Consider the following 16,676-nt stretch of genomic DNA (forward strand, 5'->3'; position numbering starts at 1 on the left):
CGCTGCTGCCCTCGACGCGCCACCGCGATCGTCCAGGCCATCCTCGTCCTACATCACATCCACACCAGCCGAAACCCACGATGAAAAGGGCTCATTATCGTGGCCGCCGCCACGAGCAGGAACGTCGGCGACGTCGCGGCGGTGCCGAGCGCCACCGCCGACCAGATCCGGTCTCCTTTCAAGAGACTCCAGAGCAGGAACAGCCCACCCAGCAGGGTACCGAGGAACACCGAAGCACTGTAGACGCCGAAAATCAGCATGTCCGAGCACGTCGGATTGGTTGCGGCGCAGGTACGCGGGGGCGATGGCCTGCCGGAACGCCTCGGCCGACGGGGCCGCGGCGGCCTGGCGGGCGACGTCGGCGTTGACGTGCTCGGTGAGCGCGGCGAACTCCGACACCCGGTTCTCCAGCGGGGTGCCGGTCAGCAGCCAGCGCGGCGCAGCGGCGGGGCCGGTCGTTGCTCTCGATCACCCTGTCCTCGCCTCCGGTACGGGCGTCCGGGTGGACCGCCCTGCGCTGTCAGGTCACACCGAGCGTATCGACGCACATAGTCGAAACAGCGCAATCAGAAATGCAAGCTGTCCAGGTGCCCGCTCCCGCCGATCCCGTCTTGCCGCCGTGCGCGACCTCCTGCACCGGGATCCCGCAGATCCGCGCACCCTGGCAGCCCTGGGCATCGCGACCGGAGTGGGGGAGCGGACCCTCAGCCGCCTCCTGCGCCGCAGCGCACTTCGGATGGCCGGGGCAGGGCGGGCCGGGGTGTCTGCGGTCAGAACACCGACCAGCCGCTCAGCGAGGCGAAGTGTTCGAGGGCGAGCATGCCGGACACGGAGTTGCCGGAGGAGTCCAGGCCGGGGCCCCACACGCAGACCGTGCCCACGTGGGGCGCCACGGCCAGGATCCCTCCCCCCACCCCCGACTTCAGGGGGAGTCCGACGCGGTGCGCGACGTCGGCACTCGCCTCGTAGGCGCCGCAGGTCAGCATGGTGGCGTTGATGCGCCTGGTGTCCTGCGGAGCCAGCAGCTGCCGTCCGTCGGCCCGTACGCCGCCACGGGCCAGCAGCAGCCCGGCCTGGGCGAGGTCGTGGCAGCTGGCCATGATCGCGCACTGCCAGATGTAGTGCGTCAACACCGTGTCGACGGCGTGGTGCAGGTTGCCGTAGGCCGCGACGAGGTGCGCGATGGCGGTGTTGCGCTCGGCGCGTTCGTGCTCGTCGCGGGCCACGGCGGCGTCGATGTCCAGGGCCGGGTTGGCGGACTCGGCCCGGACCAGGTCGAGCACGCTGTGGCAGGCCTGGCCGCCGGTGAGTTCCAGTAGCCGGTCGACGACGACGAGCGCGCCCGAGTTGAGCAGCGGGTTGCGGGGAATGCCGCATTCGGTGTCCAACTCGGAGATCGCATTGTAGGGGCGGCTGGAGGGCCTGCGACCGACCCGCTCCCAGACCTTGTCGCCGTCGAGGGCAATGACCTGGGCCAGGGCGAACACCTTGGCGATGCTCTGGATCGCGAACGGCTCCCGCCACTGCCCGGCACCGTGCATGCGGCCGTCGACGGTCGCCACGGCGAGGCCGAAGCGCCGGTCGGGGGCTGCGATGAGCTGCGCAGCGGCGTACACCGTCTCCACGACGACGTCGAGTTTCAACTGCGGCTCCACTGGTAGACGGTCGCGGTGGCGGGCAGCCCTGAGGTGACCGGGACGTGCCCGGCCATTCCGCAGGTTCCGTGGCGTGGAGGTCGGCCCGCGTACGGTTCCGCCCGGCCGCGGCGCTGGTGTGCCGCGGCCCGGTTCATCGTGCCGACGGGGACCGGGTGCGCGAAACCGGGAAAGCCCTTGCATCCGCGGGTGCCTGCCTCACCCGGGCCGCGCTGCCGGCCGCCGGGTGGACGCGGCGTGAATAGGGTTCTCCCTTGCGTTCGCCTGCCGGACAGGTCGCGGGTTCTGCACCGCAGTAGCCAGCCATATCTTCGGTCCACCCGACCCGGACCGATCTTCATCGATGCGGGGTGGGTGGCGCCTTCAACGGTTTCCCAACCTGCGGGCCACGTGTCTCCTATGCGGACGGCGGCGGGGGACCTCCGAGTACCCCACATCCGAGGAGAGATGATGCGTTCCCGCACCAGATTCACCGCCGCGCTCGCCGGCGCGGCATTACTGAGCACCATGACCGTCACGGCCTGGACCGTCACCTCGGCCACGGCGTCGAGCGCCCCACCGCCGAGCGCGACCGCGGCCGCGGTCGACGGTGTCGCCCGCGCCCTGGGCATCAGCGCCGACGACGCCCGCCGTGACCTCCAGGCACAGGACAGGGCGCACCGCGTCGCCGCCGCGCTGCCCGCGCCGCTGCAGGCACAGTCGTCCGGCAAGTGGTTCGACCCGCAGCGTGGCCTGATCGTCGCGGTGACCACTGAAGCCGCCGCCGCACAGGTCCACGCCGCAGGCGCGCAGCCGCAGCTGGTCAAACGCGGTCCGGCCGAGCTGGGACGGCTGGCCGGGGCCGTCCGGACGGTCGTCGGCAAGGGTGTGCCCGGCATCTACGGCTGGGGCGTCGACGTGCAGGCCAATGTGGTCAACGTCAACGTCAACACGACCCGGCAGACCGCCGCGACCGACGCCGCGGTCGCGCGGCTGCGTGCCCTCGGCAGCGGGGTCAGGCTCGTGCACAGCGACTCCCAGCCGCGCCAGCAGGCCGGCGACATCCGCACCGGCAGCCCTTGGTGGCCCGGCACCGAGAGCAACTGCTCCGTCGGGTTCGCCGCCACCGACTCCGCCGGCGGCAAGCACTTCCTCACCGCCGGGCACTGCACCGACAACGCCAACCAGGCCGCATACGGCCAGTCGGGCCAGCAGAACAAGATCGGCACCTCGAACGTCGGCGGCACCCGCAGCGTCAACGCCCCTGAGGGCGACATGGGCGTCGTCGCCGTCACTGAGGCGGGCTGGAACCTGTCCGCCTCGGTCAACACCTGGGATCAGCCCGCCGTCACCGTCACCGGCTCCGCCGAGGCGATGGTCGGCGACCGGGTCTGCCACTCCGGCAACACCTCCAAGTGGCAGTGCGGCGTCGTCAAGTACACGCACAAGTCCGTCGACTACGGCGGCGGCATGATCATCGAGGACCTGACCTGGACCACGGCCTGCTCGCTGGGCGGCGACTCCGGCGGCGGCTGGCTGCTCGGCGACAAGGCCGTCGGCCTGCACGACGGCGGCCCGTCCAGCTGCGTGACCAACCCGACCGACGGGGACCTGTCCATCTTCCAGCCGGTCAACGAGGCCCTGGCCAAGTGGAACCTCACTCTCGTCACCGGCTCAGGCGGCGACACGGCCGCCCCGACCGCGCCCGGCAACCCGCGCGCCACGGCCACCACAGCGAACTCCGTCTCGCTGGCCTGGGACGCCGCCACCGACAACGTCGGCGTCACCGCGTACGACGTCTACCGCGGATCGGCGCTGGCCACCACGGTCACCGGCCTGACCGCGACCGTCAACGGCCTGACCGCCGACACGGCGTACTCGTTCACCGTCCAGGCCCGCGACGCCGCGAACAACAGCTCCGGCCCCACCGCCGCACTCTCCGTGCGCACCAAGCCCGCCGGCGGAAGCGGGCGCACCTTCACCAGCAACACCGACTACCAGATCTACGACTACAACCAGCTCTTCAGCCCGGTCACGTCCACCGCGACCGGATCCGCGGCGAGCACGGTCAAGCTGGTCGTCACCATCAACCACACCTGTGCCGAAGACCTGGGCATCTTCCTGGTCGCGCCCAACGGCTACCTCTACGCCGTCAAGTACAACGGCGGCTTCACCTGCACCCCGTGGAACGGCCCGGTGACCTTCACCGTCCCGTCGGTGTTCAACCCCGCGAGCGGCGTCTGGAAACTGCGCGTCACCGACTACGGCCCCGGTAACACCGGTGTGCTCGACAGCTGGTCGATCACCCTGTAGCAGCCCGCGGCAGCCGGGGTGTGCGGTCTCCCGGCGCACCCCGGCTGCCCCTACGCTGTGAGGCGACATGGACACCAGCGGCACCGACCTCATCGGCCGGGAAACGTTGCTCGCCACCGTTCGAGGGCTGCTGGCCGACGGGGGCCGGATCACCCTGCACGGTCCCGCCGGATCGGGCCGCACCGCTGTGGCCGCCGCCGCCACCGACGGCATACGTCCCATCTGGACCCTGCACCCCAGCCACGCCGACCGCGACATCGCATTCTGCGCACTGGCGGACCTGCTCATGCTGCTGGATGCGCAGGGACGCCTCGGCGACGCCCTGCCGGTCCCGCAACGCCACGCCGTCGACGCGGTGCTCAACCGCCACCCCGGCGACCCCGAACCGCTCGCCCTGCGCCTGGCGCTGCTCAGCCTCCTGCAGACCGGGGTCCTCGTCATCGACGACGCCCACTGGCTCGACCCGCCCAGCCGCGAGATCCTCGCCTACCTCCTGCGCCGCGGCGGCAAGACCCTCGGCGTACTGGCCACGACCGGCCCGGAGCAGCCGCCGCTGCCCGGCACCACGTCGCTCGCCCTGCCGCCGCTGGAACTGCACCACACCGCGCAACTGCTGAGCAGGCACACGATACCGGCCCGGCTCGCCGGCAAGATACACGCCGCCGCGGGCGGCAACCCGGGCCTGATCCTGGCCCTGTGCACCGCAGCGGGCACCGGCGTGGACCCCGCCGCCTTCGACACCACCACACCCACCCCGGCCGTGCTGTCGGCAGCCCGCCGCATGCTGGCCCCGCTCGACGCCTCCCAGCGCAGATCCCTGCTGCTCGCCGCACTGGCCGAGCGGCCCACCCTGCAGCTGCTGCACCGCGCGGGCCGCGACGGCGCCGCCAGGGACCTCACCGCCGCGCGCGACGCCGGCCTCGCCGAGCTGAGCCCCAGCGGGCGGATCACCCTGCCCGCCGGGGCCGTGGCGCTCACCCTCAGGCACGACGCCGACCTCGACGAGCTGGCCGAATGCCACCGCGCACTCGCCGCGATCGCCGACGACGACAGCACCCGGCTGTGGCACACCAGCGCCGTCGGTCAGACCCCCGACGCGGCACTGGCCCGGTCACTGGCCGACGCCTCCGCCGCCGCGCTGGCCCAGGGCCGGCCCACCCGCGCCGCCGAACTGGCGCTGCGCGCCGCCACGCTCGCCACCCTGGCCGTCCCCGCCGACCGGATCGCCTCCTGGCTGATCGCCGCAGCCGCCGCGGGGGGCGCAGCCGGTCGCACCGACCTGGTACGCGCCGCCGTGAACCTGCTCGAAGAGACACCGTCCACCCCGGCCGACCGCGCCCGCGCCCGCGTCGCCATGGCCGACGCGGCAGGACAGGCTCTCGACGGACTCGACGACCTGCTCGCCCGAGCACTCGCCGAAGCCGGTGACGACCACGCCCTCATCGCCGCCGTCCGGCTGCGCCTGGCGTGGCGTGCCAACCTCGCCGAAGGCTCCCCACGCCGCGCCGCCGGGCAGGCCCGCGCCGCGGCCCGCCACGCCCGCCTCGCCGCGCAGGGCCCGGACGAGGCCCTCGCGCTGACCATGGTCGCCCGGATGGAACGCATCCTCGGCGACCCCGCCGCCGAGTCGACCCTGACCCGGGCCCTGGCGCTGCCGGAGACGCCCGCCGCGTACGGGCTGCACAACTCGCCGCGCTACCTCGCCCTGCGGCACGCGTTCTTCGACGACCACCTCACCCAGGCGCGCCGGGGGCTGCTCGCCAAGCTGCCCGCGGCGGAGTCGTCCGGCATCCCCGAGGACATCGTCGACATCCTGCGCTCCCTGGCCGAGGTCGAACTCCGCGCGGGCCGCTGCCACTCCGCAGCCACCCGGTCGATGCGGGCGCTGCGGCTGAGCGAGCGGGCCGGGCTGTCACCGGGGCCGTCGTGCTACACCGCCGCCCTGGCCGAGCTGGCCGTCGGCTCGTCCGAGCGGGCCCGCTCCTACGCCGAGCGGGCCCTGGCCGCGTCCACCTGCGAGCACGACCAGATCTACCTCGCCCGTGCCTGGCACGCCATCGGGCAGATCGACCTCGCCTGCCGCGACGCCACCGCCGCCGTACGGGCGCTGCGCCACGTCCAGGAACTCGAGCAGCGCCAGCAGGTCCGCGACCCGTCCCTGCTGCGCTGGCACGGCGACCTCGCCGAAGCGTTGGTCGGGGCGGGCCAGGCCGGCGCGGCCGAGCAGTTGATCAGCGAGACCCGGGCGGTGGCCGGCGAGCTGGGCCGGGCGGGCGTCACCGCGGCCCTGGACCGGGCCGAGGGGGTCTACCGGTGTGCGGTGTCCGAGCCGGCCCACGCCGTCGTGCTGCTACGCCGCTCCCAGGAGCAGTTCGCGATGCTCGGCATGCCCCTGGAACGCGGCCGCAGCCTGCTGGCACTGGCCGGGGCGGAACGCCGGCGGCGCCGGCGCTCGGCTGCCCGTGAGGCCTTGCAGCAGGCAGACGAGGTCTTCGCTGACGCGGGAGCCGACTTCTGGGCCGCGTCGGCGCGCGCGGCCGCCGAGCGCAGCCACCCGGACGCGCTGACCGAGACGGCTCCGGAGCTGTCCGACGCCGAGACGCAGATCGTGCGCCTGGCGACCGGCGGGGCTTCGAACCGCGAGATCGCCGCGCGGCTGTTCCTGAGCGTGAAGACCGTCGAGGCGACACTGACGAAGCTGTACCGGCGCACCGGCGTACGGTCCCGCGCACAGCTGCACCACCTGCTCGTCTCGACAGGGCAGCGGGTTGATCGCTCTCTCTAGCCTCTAATAGATGACCGACACCCTGCTTCGCTCGCTGCGCGAGCACCTAATCGATGAGTCGGAGCCGCTCGCAGGGCTGCTCCGTAAGTGCCTGCTGCTCGGTGCCGAGACCGGCTCTCAAACGTTGAGAGATTGGGCGCGCAAGGAACTCAACGGGTAGGGCGATGCCGAGGTCCCGAATTACCGCAAGGTCTACAGCGTGCCGATCTCAGTGGACTCGATCAGTGGGAACACATGGGCCTAGAACCAGATCATGGCCCGGCACCAGTTGCCGCAGAGGCCTGGGAGTTCATGCCAGACGAGTTCCCATTTAGGCAGCCAATTGAGGAGTTGGAACAGCTTGCCGGGCAGGGGAGGTTGTTTTTCACCTCGCCAGGCCTGGCCCATGCCCAGAGCATCTGGAACGACCAGCTCGGCCCGTTCCAGGGCATCGTCAGCCTGCACTACGTTATGAGCAAACCGGTGGTCGCGGGCATCCTCAGCCAGGTCCGCACCAAGCTCGTGGACCTCGTCGCGGACCTAACCGCCGACACGCCGCTGTCCGAGCTGCCTAATGATGTCTTCCCTCAAAGAAGAATGATCAACCAAGGGCTGCGCTAGTGATCGACGGAGGACGGTGCCCGATCCGCCAAAAGTTAAAGGTCAGGCTAGGCGCACGTGTGGGTTTCCACAGCGCAGAATGTCACCTCGGGGTAGGGTGTCGATGGTCCGTCCAGCAACGGTTGTGGTTTTTCGCGCAGGTGTCGGTCGAAAAAGGCTCGGGTGTAGGCGCGGGTGATTTCCATCGAGCGGGTCGCGGGCAGATCTGCTCCGATGTCCAGGTTGATCTGTTCGGCGAGGATGGCCACGTCGGTGAAGGACGCGTGCACTGCGCCGGTGACCACGAGCCAGCACTTCCATCCGGTCAGGTGTTGCCATTCGCGCTCCCACGACCGCGCCGATGGCATTCCCGGGCTGAAGTTGGACTGGCGCCCGAGGAACAGGAACGGCCGGGACAGCACGGTGTCCGGGATCGGGTCGTTGGTGAGGCCGTCGATGTCGATTCCGGCGCGCAGCCGGGTGTCCGTCGCCATGGCCGCCAACGTGCTCGCTCCGCCGGCCGAGTGGCCCGCCATCGTGATCCGGGAAGGATCGATCAGCGAGGCGCCGCTCCACTTCGAGTGCGGCCGGGTCAGCTCGTCGAGGACGAACGAGACGTCGGCCGCCCGGCCCTGATCCAGCTTCTTCCAGAACGTTTCGGTCCGGTCGGGGACCTCGCACGCGAGACACGTGGTGACCCGGCCGTCCGGGAAGGTCGTGGCGACGCTCTCGTAGGTGTGTTCGATGCTGGCCACGACGTAGCCGTGGCTGGCCAGGTCTTCGGCCAACGCGGTGAGTACGCTGCGGGGTTTGGTGAAGCCGGGTGAGAGCACGATCAGCGGCACGGAACGTTTTCGGCCGGCCGGTTTGGTGTCGGTGAATGCGTTGGTTCTGGTCTTGCTGAACGTGTCGTAAGGGATGCTGGTGATGCCGCCTTCCTTCAGCAGCAGCTCTGACTCCATCGGTGTCATGTACTGTGCCCGCTGCTTGCCCGTCGACTTCGCCGGGTACCACAGCGAGACCATCAACTCCCGGGCGTCCGCCTCAGCCACCCACGGGTCGGGGCGGGAGGTGTCTCTCAGGTACAGCGACGTGGTGCCGACCGGTTGGGTGCCGGTTGGTTTCGGCAGATATGGCGCAGCCGGTGTGTCGGACGAGGTGTGTGCGGTCACGGTCGCACCCCCGTCGCTCCCGGTTTCCCCGGTGGATGCGAACGCCACGGACGCTAGTGCCGCCACGGTTACGGTGACGCCCACCGCGGTCGCGGTGACGAGTAGCCGTTTCAACATGGGCTTCCTCTACAGGAGATCTATTCGGTGCGCAGTGCGACAGCGGTGCGGGTGCGGGCGGCCCAGCCGGCCGGCAGCAGCGCGCCCAGGATCGCGATCAGCAGGCCGCCGAGGCCGAGCAGTGCCAGGCTGGCCGGCTGGTAGACGTCGGTGACGGAGACGGGCAGGGTGATGCCGGCGCCACTGCCCATCGCGGGCACGACCACGCGGTGCAAGGCCACGCCGGCCGATGTGCCGATGGTGCCGCCGGCGAGCCCGGTCACGACGACCGAGGCGATGACCATCGCGATGGTTTGCCGGGGCGTCATCCCCAATGCCTTGTGGATGCCAAGGTCGCGGACGCGTTCGCGGGTGTCGAGCACGACCACGTTCAGCACGCCCATTCCGGCGACGGTGACCAGCATCAGCGTGAGCAGGGCGGCCATCGCGTCGAGCAGCACTATCGTGTCGCTACTGTCGCCGGACTGCCCGGACTGCGCGATGAGATCCGACGACCCCAGTGCGGTGTTCAGGCCGGCCACGTAGGAGGCCACGTCCGTGCCGTCAGTGAGCCCGATGTGGTAGCTCGCGGCGATCAGGTTCGGTTTCGTGGCCGCCAACGTGGCGGCGTCGGCGAACACCAGCAGGACGTTGGTGGGGTGGAAGACCTCGCCCACGATCCGGACCGGTACCGCCTTGCCGTGATCGGTCAGCACGACCGTGTCCCCGATCCGGGTGCCGGTCGCGCTCAGGAACGTCCCCGGCACAGTGACCTCGCCGGGGCGTGTGAACCAACGGCCGGCGACCATCTCGTATCCGCCCCAGGATGCGTCGCCGGTGAACGCGTAGAGCCGGGCGGAGCCGGCCATCCCGGCGACGGCGACCCTCGTGTTGGCGACGCTGTAGTACCGCTCCGTCCCGGGCTGGGCCTTGATCGCCGTCGTGATCGTGGTGATCTCGTCGGCGCTCAGTGCCTTCGGGGTGGTGGGCGTCGGGTTCCCGCCGCCCGGCGGGCCGAACGTGTCGATGACCACGTCGGCGGCGGCGTGGTCCTTGGCGACCTGCACCTGGTTCAGCGAGGCGGCCACGCCGACGGCGAACGTGACCGTGGTGGCGCCGAACACGATCGCCGCGAGCATGGCGGCCGCGCGGACCGGACGGGCGAACGGGTAGGCCAGCCCGAGACTCACCGGCCGGGGCAGCGGAAGCCGGGCGGTCAGCCGGGCCGCCCACTGGCCGCGACCGGGACGCGGGGTACGTCCGACGGCGATCGCGTCGACGGTGCGAAGCCGACCTGCTCGTAACGCCGCCGCCCACGCGACCAGCGCCACGACGCCGAGCGCGCCGGCGACCACGACCGCGTCAACCCACCAGGCGACGCCCGCCGTGGTCGTGCCGTAGAGCTGGTCGGCATCGGCCAGCACTGGGATGGCGAGGAGATTGCCGGCCACGACGCCGGCTGCGATGCCGGCTGCGGCCGGGATCAGCGCCTGGGCCACGTAGGCCCGTACGACCTGCGCGGGCGTGAACCCGATGGCCTTGAGGATGCCGATCCGTCGCGTGCCGGCACCGACCGCGCCGGCGATCACGTTACCGACGATGAGCACCGACATGATCACGCCCAGTGCCCCGAACGCGACCAGGAACGGCAGGAACAGAGCGGTGTTGCGGTCGTTGGCCTCCTTGACGGTGAGCCAGGACTGCGTCCCGGTCAACGCCTCCGGGCCGGCCGCCGCGGCCACCGCCGCTCGGCCCTGGTCGACCTGCGCGGCGGTGCTCGCCGCGGCGAAGCGGTAAAGCATCTGGTAGCCGCCGGTCGCGCCGGGCGCGGTCAGCATGGCGATGTCGGATGGTGACACCCAGGCGTCGGCGGTTTGGCTGACCGACCGGGCCATGCCGACCACCTTCAGCGTCGGGCTCCCCGGCAACTCGGCGAAGCGCAGGACGGTGCCCACCGGGGACGGCCCGATGGGGTAGTCCGCGGAGATCACGATCTGGCCGGGGCCGGTCACCCACTGCCCCTGGCTCAGCAGCACATCGTCGACGCCTCCGCTCGGCGCGGCGCGGCCGACGACGGTCATCGGGGACAGCTCCCGGTCGACGCTGTTGTCGCGCGGCGTCGCGGACGCGGTCGGGAACGGACCGGCCGCCACGGTGACACCCGCAGCCCGCGCGGACGCCGACATCCGCGCGGGTGTGGTCTTGCCGGCGTCGAACTGCGCGGTCAGGTGCGCGCCGTGTTGCTGGGCGAACGTCCGGCCGAACGGCCCGCTGGACGCCACGACCAGCGACCCGCCGAGCACCGACGCGGTCACCGCGATCATCGTGGCCAGCCCGATCACGATCGTCTGGACCCGGCGGCGGCCCACGCCCGAGCGCACCACGCGTCCCAGTGCGCTCATCGGGCCCGTCCCGCGGTGGTGCTCCGGACGTCCGCGACGACCCGGCCGTCCACGAGCCGGAGCATGCGGGTCGCGCAGGACTCCGCCAGCGCCAGGTCATGCGTGACCAGGACGATGGTCTGGCCGTCGTCGTGCAGGTCGTTGAGCAGTTGCTTGACGTCCTCACCGGACTTGGTGTCCAGCGCGCCGGTCGGTTCATCGGCCAGCAGCAGCGTCGGGCGGTTCATCAGCGCTCGGGCCACCGCGACGCGCTGCCGCTCGCCGCCGGAGAGCCGGCCCGGGTACGCGTCGGCGTGCGGAGCCACGCCGAGCGCGTCGAGCAACTGCTTGGCCCGGCGCTGCGCGGCGTCGCGCGCCATGCCGGACAGCTGCGCCGGCAGGACGACGTTGTCGGCGACGGTCAGGTCGTCGAGGAGGTTGAAGAACTGGAACACCATGCCGATCTTGTCCCGCCGGTAGCGGGCCGAGCCGGCTTCGTTCAGCTGGTCGACGCGGACGCCGTCCACGGTCACAGTGCCGCTGCTCGGCCGGTCCAGTCCGGCGATCAGGTTGAGCAACGTGGACTTGCCGCTGCCGGACGGCCCGAGGATCGCGACCGCCTCGCCCGGCGCGACGCTCAGCGACGTGTCGTGCAGCGCGGGCGGCCCTTCGTCGTACCTGCGGCTCACGTTCTGCAAATCGATCACCGGCACGGTCATACGCGTCTCCCTCGGTTCGGCTTTCCTTGCGGAGATCGACGCTAGGTGTTCGGCCATGCAGGGCGCGTCGGCCCGGAGAGGCATCCTCGTTGGCTCGCAGGGATGAACCCGGCCGACGTCATCCTTGAGGACTATGCGAGCGGTGGAGCCCGCTCGTTCTCCGGACCAATACCGCAGGCCTTGGCTGGCCAGCGAGGATAGCCCGGTGGAGATCATCGACCGACTGCGGGACTGGGGCCGGCAACTGCTGCGCCCGTCCGGTCCGCTGCCCCGACCATCGCGGCGCAGCCAGGAATTCGACGCGATACTCACGCTGGGCATCAGCGCCATCGCGATCCAGCAGAGCTACGGCGTGGTCTCCAGGCCCACCGTCGCCGACACGCCGGACCCGGCGCTGCCGGGACCGCCGATTCGGGTGGAACCAACGGACACGCTCGACCCGCTCGCGTACCATCATGTCGCCTGGGCGATCGTGATGCTGCTGATCGCCGCGCCGCTCGTGACTCGCCGCCGGTATCCGCTCGCGGTGCTCTGGATCGTCATGGCCATGGCCCCGGTAGTAGCGGCGGTCACGGACGACCGCGCGACGATCCGGTTCTCGTTCTACGTCTGCGCGATCGCCGCGTACAGCGCCGCGGTCTACAGCCCGTACCGGATCCCGGTGCTGGCCAGTCAGCTCCTAGCGGCCCTGCTGTACAGCCAGCTCCAGCAACTCCAGTCGCCGACGCTGCCCATCGTAACCAGCGACGCCGTCCCGGCCCTGGTCCTGATCCCGCTCGCGATCGCAACCGACGGGCTACGCCGGTGGCGGCGCCGGACCGACGAGGAACGCGCGCAGACGGCCGCGTCGGAACGCGAACGGGACGAGGCGCTACGCCGTGCGACCGAGCAGGAACGCGCCCGCATCGCCCGGGAACTGCACGACGTCGTCACCCACAACGTCAGCATGATGGTCATCCAGGCCGGCGCCGCCCGCACAATGATGCAGCCCGACCAGGAGCAGGTCCGCCAGGCGCTGCTCGCGGTCGAGGCCGGCGGTCGGGCGGCGATGTCCGAGCTGCGCCACGTCATGGGGCTACTGACAATGAACGTCGCCGGCCCCGACCCGACCGGCGCCGCGGAGCTCGCGCCCCAACCCGGCCTGGACCGGCTGGAGGCCTTGGTCGCAGGCGTACGGGCCAGCGGTGTACCGGTCCAGCTGAACGTGGCCGGGCAACCACGTCCTCTATCGCCCGGGATCGAACTGGCGGCCTACCGGGTCGTGCAGGAGTCGTTGACGAACACCGTCAAGCACGCGGGCGGCGCATCCGCAACCGTCGCCGTCGAGTACGGCGCCAGCCACCTCCGCGTGGAGGTGACCAACAGTGGCGGCGCGCCGCGTGCGTCAGCCACGACCGGCAACGGACGCGGGCTGATTGGGCTCCAGGAACGCCTCGCCGTCTATGGTGGAACCCTGCACGCCGGGCCACGCCCCAGCGGCGGCTACCGCGTCCACACACAAATTCCCCTGGAAGCCCCGTGACCCTGCCACTGCGCGTAGTGATCGCCGATGATCAGGCATTGGTTCGGGCCGGCTTCCAGATGATCCTGACGGGCCACGGCATCGATGTCGTCGCCATGGCTACCGACGGCACCGAAGCGGTCGACGCGGTCAGGCGTACCCGCCCTGACGTGGTCCTCATGGACATCCGGATGCCGGAGCTGGACGGGTTGGAGGCCACCCGACGCATCCTGACCGGCGCCGCGGACGAGCCACGCGTGGTCATGCTCACCACGTTCGACCTCGACCAGTACGTGTACGCGGCGCTGTCCGCCGGGGCCAGCGGCTTCCTCCTCAAGGACGTCAGCCCCGAATACCTGGTCGCCGCCGTGCGCCTGGTCCGCTCCGGCGACGCGCTGCTCGCGCCCGCCATCACCCGCCGCCTCGTCGAACGGTTCGCCCGCCGCGACACCGACACGACCGCGATCCACCGCGACCTGAGCGCACTAACCGCCCGCGAGTTGGAAGTGCTGCGCCTGCTCGCCGAAGGCCTCAGCAACGCCGAACTCGCCGAACGCCTGCACCTGTCCGAAGCCACCGTGAAGTCGCACGTCGCCCGCATCCTCGCCAAGCTCGGCCTGCGCGACCGGGTCCAAGCCGTCGTCGTCGCGTACCGGACCGGCGTAGCCAGTCCCGTACCACCGGACTGACGGTGATCGTGTACCGGCGGGGCGGGCCTTCGGCCAGCGTGACCGCGGCGTCATTGGTGAGGCGGCGGAGTGCGGTGCCGATCGCGCTGGACGACCTGCCGCCGAGGACACCCGCGGTTCGCCACGCTCTACCTGCTGCCCTTGGCGATCTCAGTGACCGTGGACGCGCGATTCGGCTCGGCGGCCAGCACGATGAGAACCGGACGGCGGACCCGGGCGAGGCTTGACCTTCGACGTCTTGCCGACGTGGGCGGGCGTGGTCACCGAGCACCTCCATCAGGGCGAACGGTCGGCGTGCAGCCGGTACCAGGAACCGTGGAGGTGATCAAATCATGGATGGCCGGGATTTCCGGCGCCCGGAGGAGCACGTCTGCGCTGTCCAGGATGACTGCTGCGGGCACCTCGTTCAGGACGGCTCCGGCGATTCGGATCGCACGGGACTCGCCGAGCACCCGGCTTTGGTCGGTGATCCAGATGGCCAGCAGGGGCAGGATGTCATGTTTACGCAGGGCGGTCGTGTCATGCTCGCGGCCGGGCCGTACCGGTGAGGTCCACAGCGGCCACCCGTCCGGAGCGGTCACGATCTGCACGTTGCCACCATGGTTGTCGTGCTTGCCGGGCCACCACAAATCTACCCCTGGTTTCGGCCCCGGCGTACGGCACCGGTCGGTCTCGATCAGCGTCCCATCGATGTTCACATGGGCATAGCCGGCCATCTTCGCCGCGAGAAGCACCGATTCCAATCGCGGCGCGTGCGCGGCGAGGACCCGGATGCCTTCATGGAGGTAGTCGTAGCCGGTCGACGAGCTGACCTGGTTGTCCAGGGCCAACCGCTTTACCCGGGTGCCGTCCAAAAACCAGCGCAACACCAGGATCGCCTGCTTGAAACAGCCCAGCGCCCGGGTCCCGGCGCGGGTTCCCACGCCGTTGCCGTTCTGCGTGCAGGAGCTCGGACAGGAACAACACGGTCTCCTCGCGTACCGGCAGCGTGGCGGTGTATGTGACACTCATGACGACGCAGGACCCCAACTGAAGTTGATCTGTGAGAGGACCACTTCATACCGGGGTTCTGCGTCTTCACGTTGCACCACAACAGGGTCGGGCGTGTCCGCACCGCCCACCAGGACGGACACCCTCAGTACTCACCCCGTTACGCGGAAAGGCTCACTGCTGCGCCCCGCACCCATGAAGCCGTTGGATCCACCTTGATTGGGTGGGCCGCGGGTGCGAGTCAGCCCAGTGCTTTTCGCAGCAGCGCCGTCAACTGGTCCTGTTCGTCGGGCGAGAGTCGTCCGACCGCCATGCGGGCGAAGGTAAAGGCTGTTGCGAACCGATGGTTGATCTCGTCTCCTCGGGGGGTTCGCGCGACGAGTCGTGCACGGCGGTCCCGGGGATTCGATTCACGGGCCACGAGGCCGAGCGCTTCGAGACGCGCGACGATCTGGGTGATGTTGGAGGCATCGCAGCCGAGCTCCTCGGCCAAGGCGCCCATGCCACGTCGCTCATCGAGTCGCCCGAGCACACATGCCTGCGCCGAGCTGAGCGACAGCTCGGCCGCGGCTGCCTCGTAGGCGCGGTCGTATAGGTCGACCAGGTCGAACAAGACGGCCTCGGCCTCGGACGAGGTGATTACGGGGCCGCTCGGCAACGCCATGGCTTCCAGTCTAAGAGAGTTACTTGATTCACTCAAATAGCTGTGCTCCAATGATCCTTGATCCACTCAAGTAAAGAAGGAGGGCCGATGGACAGCAGAGTCGAGCGCACAGCGGGCGGCGCGATCGTGGTGCCGCAGATGAGCGCGGTCGTCCTCGACCGGTTCGGCGGAGTCGACGAACTCTCGTCGCGCCGGATACCGCTCCCGGAGGTCGGCGACGACGACGTCCTCATCCGGGTAGAGTTCGCAGGGGTCGGGTCCTGGGACGCGGTCGAGCGGGAGGGGGACTACGACGGCGCTTTCGGCGTCGCGTCGACCTTCCCCTATGTCCTCGGCTGGGACGCGGCGGGCACGGTGGCCGCGGTCGGACGCAATGTCACCCGGTTCGACGTGGGCGAGCGTGTCTACGCTGCGACGATGCCGGCACCGCGGGGCGGCTTCTACGCCGAGTACGCCGTCGTCGAGGCGGAGTTCGTGGCGCGCGTGCCCGACCGGATGCCGACCGAACAGGCCGGCGCGATGGCTTGGGATGCCCTGACTGCACTGAGCGGCCTCGATCTGCTCGGCCTGCGGCCGAACGAGACGCTTATGGTCTTCGGCGCCAGCGGGGGTGTCGGGCACATGGCCGTGCAGCTGGCGCGGCACAGCGGCATCCGAGTGTTGGCCGTGGCCTCTGGCGACGACGGTGTCGCCCTGGCCCGGCGACTGGGCGCCGACGACGCCATCGACGGTCGCAAAGATGATGTGTTGGCTGCGGCATTCGAGTTCGCACCAGGCGGGCTCGACGCGGCTCTGGTCACTGTGGGAGGCGAGACTGCCGAACGGTCTCTTCGCTCGATCAAGAACTCGGGACGGATCGCCTGGCCGAACGGTGTCCTGCCCGTGCCTGTAACGTCGCCGGGCGCGACGGTGTCCCACTACGACGGGGATCGAAGCCGCACCGCCACCGATCGGCTGAACGCCATCATCGAGGCGAGTTCCTTCGAGGTCCACGTCGCCAGGACCTTCCCGTTGGAGCAAGTCGAGGATGCGCATCGCGCCCTGAACGATCACTACGTCGGGAAGCTGGCCCTCAAGGTCCAATAGGACGCAACAAGCGGTCATTCGACAGTTAACGCAGGCTGCTCAGCTCGGGCCTGTCTCGCTAAGGGTG

General features: G+C 70.4%; 13 protein-coding genes and 1 pseudogene. 7 read left to right on the top strand and 7 right to left on the bottom strand.

Annotated elements, in window-relative coordinates; genetic code table 11:
• Positions 1–53: 53 nt before the first annotated feature.
• Positions 54–260 carry a hypothetical protein gene (locus tag ACFYZF_RS29685; RefSeq protein ID WP_387026346.1) on the bottom strand — a complete coding sequence of 69 codons (207 nt, stop codon included), beginning with the start codon at positions 258–260 and terminating at the stop codon, positions 54–56.
• Between the two features lie 510 nt (positions 261–770).
• The gene (gene glsA / locus ACFYZF_RS29690) at positions 771–1,655 is read right to left on the bottom strand and encodes a glutaminase A (protein ID WP_387026348.1); all 885 of its coding nucleotides are present in this window, start codon (positions 1,653–1,655) and stop codon (positions 771–773) included.
• Positions 1,656–2,105: 450 nt separating this feature from the next.
• On the opposite strand from glsA, the gene ACFYZF_RS29695 reads away from it, so the two are divergent.
• The 4 genes from ACFYZF_RS29695 to ACFYZF_RS29710 all read left to right on the top strand — a co-directional run bounded on the left by ACFYZF_RS29695 (position 2,106) and on the right by ACFYZF_RS29710 (position 7,332).
• Positions 2,106–3,947, top strand: coding sequence for a proprotein convertase P-domain-containing protein (locus ACFYZF_RS29695; RefSeq protein ID WP_387026350.1), 1,842 nt, complete (start codon positions 2,106–2,108; stop codon positions 3,945–3,947).
• A gap of 67 nt (positions 3,948–4,014) precedes the next feature.
• Complete coding sequence (locus ACFYZF_RS29700; RefSeq protein WP_387026352.1) at positions 4,015–6,732, top strand: AAA family ATPase; 2,718 nt, start codon at positions 4,015–4,017, stop codon at positions 6,730–6,732.
• A 10-nt stretch (positions 6,733–6,742) separates the two neighbouring features.
• On the top strand, positions 6,743–6,892 hold the full coding sequence (locus ACFYZF_RS29705; RefSeq protein ID WP_387026354.1) for a hypothetical protein: 150 nt from the start codon (positions 6,743–6,745) through the stop codon (positions 6,890–6,892).
• Positions 6,893–7,023: 131 nt separating this feature from the next.
• On the top strand, positions 7,024–7,332 hold the full coding sequence (locus ACFYZF_RS29710) for a hypothetical protein (RefSeq protein ID WP_387026356.1): 309 nt from the start codon (positions 7,024–7,026) through the stop codon (positions 7,330–7,332).
• Between the two features lie 47 nt (positions 7,333–7,379).
• Here the strand turns inward: ACFYZF_RS29710 and ACFYZF_RS29715 are convergent, their stop codons facing one another.
• From ACFYZF_RS29715 to ACFYZF_RS29725, 3 genes are all read right to left on the bottom strand, one after another.
• Positions 7,380–8,483 (bottom strand): alpha/beta hydrolase family protein, encoded by a 1,104-nt coding sequence (locus tag ACFYZF_RS29715; protein ID WP_387026358.1) that lies wholly within the window; start codon positions 8,481–8,483, stop codon positions 7,380–7,382.
• 137 nt (positions 8,484–8,620) lie between these two features.
• Positions 8,621–10,981 (bottom strand): FtsX-like permease family protein, encoded by a 2,361-nt coding sequence (locus ACFYZF_RS29720; protein ID WP_387026360.1) that lies wholly within the window; start codon positions 10,979–10,981, stop codon positions 8,621–8,623.
• Entirely contained in the window at positions 10,978–11,679 is a 702-nt protein-coding gene (locus ACFYZF_RS29725) for an ABC transporter ATP-binding protein (protein WP_387026362.1), read from the bottom strand. Before ACFYZF_RS29725 ends, ACFYZF_RS29720 begins: the two co-directional genes overlap by 4 nt.
• A 205-nt stretch (positions 11,680–11,884) precedes the next feature.
• Between ACFYZF_RS29725 and ACFYZF_RS29730 the strand changes: the two genes are divergently transcribed.
• Together ACFYZF_RS29730 and ACFYZF_RS29735 are read left to right on the top strand one after the other, a co-directional pair.
• Positions 11,885–13,201, top strand: coding sequence for a sensor histidine kinase (locus ACFYZF_RS29730; RefSeq protein WP_387026364.1), 1,317 nt, complete (start codon positions 11,885–11,887; stop codon positions 13,199–13,201).
• Positions 13,198–13,869 carry a response regulator gene (locus ACFYZF_RS29735; RefSeq protein ID WP_387026366.1) on the top strand — a complete coding sequence of 224 codons (672 nt, stop codon included), beginning with the start codon at positions 13,198–13,200 and terminating at the stop codon, positions 13,867–13,869. The genes ACFYZF_RS29730 and ACFYZF_RS29735 overlap by 4 nt, the downstream gene beginning before the upstream one ends.
• Positions 13,870–14,327: 458 nt before the next feature.
• Here the strand turns inward: ACFYZF_RS29735 and ACFYZF_RS29740 are convergent.
• Positions 14,328–14,880: pseudogene (locus ACFYZF_RS29740) on the bottom strand (transposase family protein); the annotation flags it as partial.
• Between the two features lie 220 nt (positions 14,881–15,100).
• Positions 15,101–15,523 carry a MarR family winged helix-turn-helix transcriptional regulator gene (locus tag ACFYZF_RS29745; RefSeq protein ID WP_387026368.1) on the bottom strand — a complete coding sequence of 141 codons (423 nt, stop codon included), beginning with the start codon at positions 15,521–15,523 and terminating at the stop codon, positions 15,101–15,103.
• An 87-nt stretch (positions 15,524–15,610) separates the two neighbouring features.
• Between ACFYZF_RS29745 and ACFYZF_RS29750 the strand changes: the two genes are divergently transcribed.
• On the top strand, positions 15,611–16,609 hold the full coding sequence (locus ACFYZF_RS29750; RefSeq protein WP_387026370.1) for a zinc-binding alcohol dehydrogenase family protein: 999 nt from the start codon (positions 15,611–15,613) through the stop codon (positions 16,607–16,609).
• Positions 16,610–16,676: the final 67 nt, after the last annotated feature.

It is taken from the genome of Micromonospora sp. NPDC001898 (assembly GCF_042891255.1).
Taxonomy (GTDB): domain Bacteria; phylum Actinomycetota; class Actinomycetes; order Mycobacteriales; family Micromonosporaceae; genus Micromonospora.